The sequence below is a fragment of the Chitinophaga sp. genome (assembly GCF_036566945.1).
Lineage (GTDB): Bacteria > Bacteroidota > Bacteroidia > Chitinophagales > Chitinophagaceae > Chitinophaga.
This window is the reverse complement of sequence record NZ_DATCVJ010000275.1, coordinates 1-7,321: the sequence shown is the minus strand read 5'-3', so window position 1 is coordinate 7,321 and position 7,321 is coordinate 1. Positions and strand designations below refer to the sequence as shown.

Annotated in this window: 7 protein-coding genes; 2 read left to right on the top strand and 5 right to left on the bottom strand. The window is 40.8% G+C overall.

The genetic code is table 11. The features are described from left to right. Positions 1-197 precede the first annotated feature (197 nt). The 4 genes from VIP81_RS08045 to VIP81_RS08030 all read right to left on the bottom strand — a co-directional run bounded on the left by VIP81_RS08045 (position 198) and on the right by VIP81_RS08030 (position 3,583). A complete protein-coding gene (locus VIP81_RS08045; RefSeq protein WP_331958203.1) occupies positions 198-1,130 on the bottom strand; it encodes a DUF2167 domain-containing protein in 933 nt (310 codons plus the stop codon). 172 nt (positions 1,131-1,302) lie between these two features. Continuing rightward, positions 1,303-1,731, bottom strand: a complete 429-nt coding sequence (locus VIP81_RS08040; protein WP_331958201.1) for a hemerythrin domain-containing protein — start codon at positions 1,729-1,731, stop codon at positions 1,303-1,305. A 9-nt stretch (positions 1,732-1,740) separates the two neighbouring features. After that, positions 1,741-3,042 carry a prolipoprotein diacylglyceryl transferase gene (locus VIP81_RS08035; protein WP_331958199.1) on the bottom strand — a complete coding sequence of 434 codons (1,302 nt, stop codon included), beginning with the start codon at positions 3,040-3,042 and terminating at the stop codon, positions 1,741-1,743. A 127-nt stretch (positions 3,043-3,169) separates the two neighbouring features. Continuing rightward, positions 3,170-3,583 (bottom strand): BrxA/BrxB family bacilliredoxin, encoded by a 414-nt coding sequence (locus VIP81_RS08030; RefSeq protein ID WP_331958197.1) that lies wholly within the window; start codon positions 3,581-3,583, stop codon positions 3,170-3,172. Between the two features lie 238 nt (positions 3,584-3,821). Between VIP81_RS08030 and VIP81_RS08025 the strand changes: the two genes are divergently transcribed. Continuing rightward, on the top strand, positions 3,822-4,274 hold the full coding sequence (locus VIP81_RS08025; protein ID WP_331958195.1) for an Hsp20/alpha crystallin family protein: 453 nt from the start codon (positions 3,822-3,824) through the stop codon (positions 4,272-4,274). Between the two features lie 211 nt (positions 4,275-4,485). Then, complete coding sequence (locus VIP81_RS08020; protein ID WP_331958193.1) at positions 4,486-5,319, top strand: hypothetical protein; 834 nt, start codon at positions 4,486-4,488, stop codon at positions 5,317-5,319. 379 nt (positions 5,320-5,698) lie between these two features. On the opposite strand, the gene VIP81_RS08015 is transcribed toward VIP81_RS08020, so the two are convergent. Continuing rightward, a complete protein-coding gene (locus VIP81_RS08015) occupies positions 5,699-7,099 on the bottom strand; it encodes an arginine decarboxylase (RefSeq protein ID WP_331958191.1) in 1,401 nt (466 codons plus the stop codon). Between the last annotated feature and the right edge of the window lie 222 nt (positions 7,100-7,321).

Genomic DNA, 7,321 nt, shown 5'->3' with positions numbered 1-7,321 from the left:
GCACGGGGAGTTGCACCATATAAAATAGCGGTGTTAATACGGGATAGCCGGTATTATAAGGGGATAAAAAAGTTATTTAAGGCAACGGGGGAATAAGAAAATTTAAAACATAAGCACTTAAAATAGGACAAAGGTAAAATCTTAAGCGTAGTCATCCGCTCTAATAGCTTTTGCTTTCAGCTTTCTGCCTTCAGCTTCTAATTCAGGCGTTCATCAAAATCTATCATTTTGCGATAGGTAGGCTTGCGACGGTGGTGATAAAACTGCATCACGTAGACAAATAATACCATACAGAGAAACACCAGTAACATAGATAAGGTGCTCCGCAAGCCCAGCAAGAGATTATCAGGAGATAATACCCTGGCGCCGACTACTGTTTCTTCCGGTGTCCATCGGGCACTGGGATCCGTACGGGGATTAAAATCGGCATATCCGTTTCCGTTGGTAAAATGCGCAGCGGTGCTGATCTGTTCTAATTGCTTTTTTATTTTCAGGATATCGGCGGTTTTACCGATGGCGGTAAAACACAGGCAGCCTCTTCTACCCAGAAGTCGTACTTCATAATTAAGTACCGGGTTACCGCCATCAAAATGCAAGATCCGGGCCCAATGAAGCATGTGATTATCTTTATCAAAATAAGGCGGGAATGCCCAATCCATACTGGTAATCACTCCAGCGCCTTTACGACTGCGTAATACATTTTCCTTTTTCAGCTCCTCTTTCATCTCACGGAGCAATTTATTATAGTTGATCTTCCCGGCTTCCTGTTCATTGAGATACCCTGAGGGCTCGAAGGAAATAACAAAACCTCGAAAATCCTTATCCATAGGCCCTGCCCTTTCTGGTATCAGCACACCCAATGTATTAGGATTCTCCGGGTTACCCCATAAAGATTCCACCAGCAGGCGGCTTTGTGCAGCATCCAGCAAACGGAATCCTTCCGGTACCTGGATAGTAGCCCCTTGTCCCAGTTCTTGTTCACCCACCTTGTAAGAAAAAGATGCCACTAAAATGTCAGATGAATCGAGCTTATCATACTTGCTCAGACTATCTTCTCTGGATAATCCCAGAGTTTTGAGGCTGACAGTCAGACAAAAAAACGCCACAAAGCTGCAATAAAACGTACGCATAACTCTAATTAAATAGCCACAGGTTATTTACCAGCTCAACAAACAAGGAGAAATCAGCAAAGGCTTACGATTAATAGTCAGATTAAAAATACAACTAAGTAGTGCTACTATAACTCTGTTGAAAAATTAGTTCTTAAATTGATCATGTACAATAGCACGTTAAATACATTTATTAGTTTTCCAGTTGCAGATTGGCCAGGAGTTCCGGTAGTTCCTGCTGCAGGCGTTCAAAAAACTCACGTTCTTCCTTACGGATATGTGTTTCCAGTGCGTTAGCCAGTATATCCATGGAGGTATCGAGGTCGTTGCTATCTGTGAGGGTGCTGTACATTCTGGAAATTACCAGGTGTTCTTCCTGTAATTCCCGTATCATGGCGTCAATTGCGGCATTTTTGCCGGCGCATTTCTCGAACAGGTATTCTTCCTTCTGGATGTGAGGTACCATCACTTCCTGAAATACCTTAACTATATATTCAAATCTGGCCTGTGTTTCCAATGGAAAGCCCTCGTACGGGGCTGCATCTTTTTTTAGGTAGCGGCATACAAATAAAAGGCGCTTGTGCTCTTGCGACAAGGAGACTAAAGAAGGGTGACGTTGCATATATTAATATCAGGAAAGCTTATTTGTGGCAGTATTATTTTTACGGTAGATGACAATCAATATAATACCACCAATTACCAGGAGCGTAGAAATAATTTCTGCCTGGGTAGGATGAAAGCCGAAGATATCGTAGCGGGTATCTACTCTTATCTTCTCTATAAAAAATCTTTCAATACCATTTAATATAAGGTATATACCAAATATTACTCCTGGTATTTTTATCTTTTTACGAATGCCCCAAAGCACGAAAAACAGCGCCAGGCAAACAATGATCTCATATAACGGTGTAGGATATACGGCAATGGGTAATACTTTACAGTTAGGACCATCACAACCGGACATCTGTACACCTTCTTTAATAACGTTGTGCGGATAACCATAAGCAAAAAGCCAGTCAGGCATAAAGCCCAGTGCTGCCGGCTTTTCAAAGGCTGCATGCGGGATCTTCTCTACGCTGGCATATTGCTGCTGAAAGAATACCGCATTTTTCTGTACAGCATCCGCAAATGTTGCAGGCGCCATTTTTACTGTATGACCGGTATTGGTGTCAATAGTATAGGCACTGTTATAGATTCCCCAGTCACCGTCTCCGGAAAAATGACAACCCATTCTGCCGATGGCATACGCCAGCATCAGTGCAGGCGCAGCGCTATCTATGAGCGCACGGATATTAAATTGTCTTTTACGGGCATAGCTGATAATCACAATCGCTGCTACTATAAGGCCACCGTAAAAGGTAAGGCCGCTGAAAGACAGCAGGGCGCCTATCGGGTCCTGTACAAAGTCATTCCAGTTTTCGAGATTATGAAAAATTTTGGCGCCGAGCAAACCGGCAATAGCCGCCATCACAATAATGTCTGGCACACGATGGTGGGGCATTACGATCACTGTTTGTTCCACCGGTTTAGCCAATGCCTGTTTCTTCTTCGTATAATATTTATAACCCGCCATAGCAGCACCTACCAGGATACCGGCGATCAGGCTGCCCTGACTGGAAAATACAAATGACTGCAGATCGGCAGAAGCAATGTCCCATTGAAAAAAGATACCGAGTATCTTGTAACCAATGATAAACCCAACCACTGCATTACCAATGACTTCTCCCTGGGTAGCAGGAAGTCCTGTCACTACTTTCTCAGGAATGCCTTTCAGCAACCCCTGTTGTTCATAGCGTTTTAATTCACGCGTTAAAATATAGGCGCCAGCCAGGAAGGCAATGGCGACAAAAAAGCCAAACGTCTGAAAAATCTTTAAAAAGGGAATCTCTAAGCCAAGCAGATCTCTGAACGCGTAATATAAATTAGGATACATAGCCGTAAAAAAATTGGTGATCTGAACTTTCCTATGAACAAAGCCGAATTTAATCAAAAGGAAAATCAAACCACCAAAGTACGATGCAATTTCGAATTTCTAAATGTGATTTTAGAAATGTGAATATTTAGCAATATTGTTCAAAAGCGTCGGCCAGGTTCGCAGCAATCATTTGCGCAGAACGACCTTCAATCATGTGACGCTCGATAAAGTGTACCAACTCACCATTTTTAAATAAAGCAATCGCTGGAGAAGAAGGTGGATAAGGCATCAGATGAGTACGGATTTGTCTTACTGCTTCTTCGTCAAAACCTGCAAAGCTGGTCGTCAGTCTGTCTGGTTTCTTTTCGCTGTGCGCTACTGCCATCAGTACGCCCGGACGGGCAGTACCTGCAGAACAGCCACATACTGAGTTGATTACCACCAGGGTAGTTCCGTCCTGTTTCAGTGTTGCATCAACGCTATCTGCCGTCAGCAGCTCCTGGAAACCATTATCTGTTAACTCCGCCTTTCTTGGCATTACTAATTCCGCTGGATACATATGTTATAGTTTTTTCTGTTTGTATTTTTTACAAAGTTAATTATATGTACCCAGAAAGTAAAAAAATGGATCAGCAATTAGACTTTTTGACATAACAACTACAATTGAAATGACACAATGTCACAATCTGTAACCTTTTTACTAACAAAATAGCAGTTTTTACGGCATGGTATCCCATTTGATCTGTACCCGATATCAAACAAAAATTGATTTCACACTAAAAAAATTTATAGAAACTATGACACACATTAAATTTAACCACAGCCCGCTTCCCAAATCATTTGGTGGAATTGTTGAAGACATTTTGAATGGAGGATTAAATAAGTACGTGAAAGATGATTTTCTGACCAACGATTATTTTACCACTCATCCTCCGGTAAATATTGTTGAAACACCAGAAGCCTTCCTGCTCGACGTAGTAGCTCCAGGTTTCTCCAAAGAAGATTTCAAGATCAGCGCCGATGACAAAGCAATCACTATCAGCGCAGAAAAGAAAGCAGAAGCAAAAAATGAAACCGACAAACAAGTACGTCGTGAATTCAGCTTCAAATCTTTCAAACGCTCATTTACCATCAGTGAATTGGTAGATGCCGGTAAGATCAATGCAAAATATGACAATGGTATCCTGAAAGTTACCCTTGGTAAAAAGGAAAACAAACAGGATGCTCCTAAAGAAATAGTAGTGGAATAAAACAGCTATTAGCCATCAGCTTTTAGCTTTTAGCTTTTAGCAAAATGCAGCGAAGATCAACAGATGTTGATCTTCACTGCATTTTTTTGTACCCGCTGCATTTTGCTAAAAGCTAAAAGCTAATAGCTAACAGCTAACAGCTATATATCCCACGAACGTTGAATCTGCCATAGTTTATTATACGATAATTTGCCCCTATAAGCAAGCAACAATGGCAAAGCTCCTCCGGCAAGGCTGGTTATTTATAAAAAACATTTATCTCAACACGGAAAGAGGGATAATTGGAAACGTGATCCTTCATACCGAAAACTCCTACGAACAGGCAAAGATCAAACTCATTTTTGACTATGCTTTCTTCTATATCGTTTTACTAATGACTTTTCTTTTCATCAATATGCTAAGCCAGAATTCGGTGAACATATTGCTCATCCCGTTGATGATCATCATCCTGATGATATGTCTTTTACTACTGAGAAAAAGGGTCAGTGCCCGAAAAGTGGGCCTGTTGACTTCCTTTACCACTTTATGCATTCCTATCATGTCCTCGTTCTTCAATGACCAGGACCTGAGTCCCAAATACACCCTTATATGGGTCATGAGCATACTACTCTGCTATATTACCGTTAATTTGAAGACGGCCCTCATCTGGAGTCTGACCCTTTGCGGGTACCTGGTGGCTGTTGCTTATGTAAAACTGAATAATATAGTCGTGTACGTAAGTCCCGGGTATTCCTCCGCGTTTCAATACCTGGCCAATCCCCTGATTGTTGGTATGTACCTGTTGTTTCTGATCAGAGCACTCGGGCAATATTACCGCAACATTATATCCATGGAACAGAAGAGAACAATGGAGAAACAACAGCAGCATCTGTCACTCATTAATCAGCACCTGACCAAGCAATTTCTGTTGGTTAAAGGCTTATCCCGTTCAGGTAAATCTGCTTTTGTAAAGGGAGAACTGGAACTACTGGAAGTTTGTTTTACTGAAATAGAGAAGCAATGTGGAACCGCTATTGATTATTTGAACGATTCCCGGGAACACTAGACCTACACATCTGTGTTATACAACAAAGCCACCATATTAATACTATTTACACTATAAGAATAAGTAAATATTACCATCTGTACCATTTTCGGACATCATGATAATATATTGTTGTCAATACAAGTATTTCTATTAAAAAGAGATTAGAAAAAATTACAACTTTCGGGGTTTATCGATGGTTGCAGATAACTATATCTTTACAATCTCAATATTCATCTCCTATTTTCCCTATGCCGGATGAATATCATCTAACCTATGCCATAATAGGGCTTTCAGTAAAATGAAAGCCTTTTTTTATCATACTGAGAGAAAAAAAATGAAAAAAAATAAGCCCCCCGAATAATCGGGGGGCTTTCAGTAGGATTACTAACCCATTTTTTTAATAACCCAAAATCTTCAACATGCTCTGAGAAGTCTGTTCCTTGGCATACAACCAATCTTTCAGCTGACCGTTTTTATCGTACCCTACAATCACATGCTTAGGCGAAGGTATGAGGCAGTGTTTGATACCACCGTACCCGCTGAGCTGATCCTGATAGGCGCCTGTATGGAAAAATCCTATATACAGCGGCTCGCCGGATGCCTGTTGCTTAGGCAGAAACACAGCATTAATATGTTCTTCAGATGTATAAAAATCGTACCCATCGCAGGTAAGCCCACCGAGATGCACTTCCTGATATTCCTGATCCCACTTGTTAATAGGTAACATCAGGAACTTTTCACCAATGCCCCATGTATCAGGTAAAGTAGTAATGAAAGAGCTATCAATCATATACCAGGACTCCCTGTCATTCTGCATTTTTTCACCAATTACGCTGTAAATTACCGCGCCACTTTCCCCTACTGTAAACGAACCAAATTCTGTGTAAATATTAGGTACGGGTACCTTGTTCTTTTTACACATGCTTTTGATATTGGCTACAATTTCATTTACGATGTAGTTATAGTCGTAATCAAAACCTAAAGAGTGTTTAATCGGGAAACCGCCACCTACGTTGATACTATCCAATTCAGGACAGATTTTCTTCAGCTGGCAATAAAGGTTTATTACGCGGTTAAACTGACTCCAGTAGTAAATATCATCCTTGATCCCCTTATTCATGAAGAAGTGCAGCATCTTCAGCTCGAACTTCTCATTTCCTTTGATTTTATCTACGTAATATTCGAGAATATCACGGGGAGGTATACCAAGACGGGAAGTATAGAAATCAAAACTTGGCTCTTCTTCCGCTGCCACACGCAGCCCCAGTTTCACCTTGTCCTTGCTCCTTACGTTCCGTTTGTAATCTTCCAGTTCTTCTTTGTTATCCAGTACCGGTATGACATTCTTAAAGCCACTGTTGATCAGCCGTGCAATAGACCTTGTGTAAGACTTGGTCTTAAAACCATTACAGATCACGTAGGTGTCTTTATTGATCTTCTTCCGCTCATACAGTTTATTGACAATGTCAATATCATACGCGAAGGATGTTTCTATATGCACACCATGCTTCAGCGTTTCCTCCATAATAAAGGAGAAATGCGAGCTTTTAGTACAATAACAATAGAAATATTCTCCATCGTACCTGTTCTTCTTGATAGCATCCTGGAACATCTTCTTAGCCTTGTTGATCTGCATTCCGATTTTAGGAAGGTAGGTCAACTTGAAGGGTGTTCCATACTTGTCAATCAAAGCCTTAATGTCCAAACCATTAAATTCCAGGTAGTTGTCTTTTACTTCAAAGCCCTCCTGGGGAAATTCAAAGGTCTGTTTAACGAGGTCTGTGTAGGTGTTGTTCATTTAGTACTGCAAATGAATTTTAGGAATTAGTAATAGAAAAAAATAACAGGATAACAATCCTTTTTTCCCTCACTGGGAAACTCCTGGTTTACACACCTACGTCAGTTCGAACCCCAGCAAAATAGGTTGCAAATCTAAATATTTTGTTGATTGCCACCTCAATTTTTTTCGGGAGGTATTCATTAAAAAAGCACAATTACCCGGGCAAATATACAAACAATT

Bases quoted from the DNA above. Each gene is read 5' to 3' on its own strand.
- VIP81_RS08045 (WP_331958203.1), bottom strand. From the start codon at position 1,130: ATGCGTACGTTTTATTGCAGCTTTGTGGCGTTTTTTTGTCTGACTGTC.
- VIP81_RS08040 (WP_331958201.1), bottom strand. From the start codon at position 1,731: ATGCAACGTCACCCTTCTTTAGTCTCCTTGTCGCAAGAGCACAAGCGC.
- VIP81_RS08035 (WP_331958199.1), bottom strand. From the start codon at position 3,042: ATGTATCCTAATTTATATTACGCGTTCAGAGATCTGCTTGGCTTAGAG.
- VIP81_RS08030 (WP_331958197.1), bottom strand. From the start codon at position 3,583: ATGTATCCAGCGGAATTAGTAATGCCAAGAAAGGCGGAGTTAACAGAT.
- VIP81_RS08025 (WP_331958195.1), top strand. From the start codon at position 3,822: ATGACACACATTAAATTTAACCACAGCCCGCTTCCCAAATCATTTGGT.
- VIP81_RS08020 (WP_331958193.1), top strand. From the start codon at position 4,486: ATGGCAAAGCTCCTCCGGCAAGGCTGGTTATTTATAAAAAACATTTAT.
- VIP81_RS08015 (WP_331958191.1), bottom strand. From the start codon at position 7,099: ATGAACAACACCTACACAGACCTCGTTAAACAGACCTTTGAATTTCCC.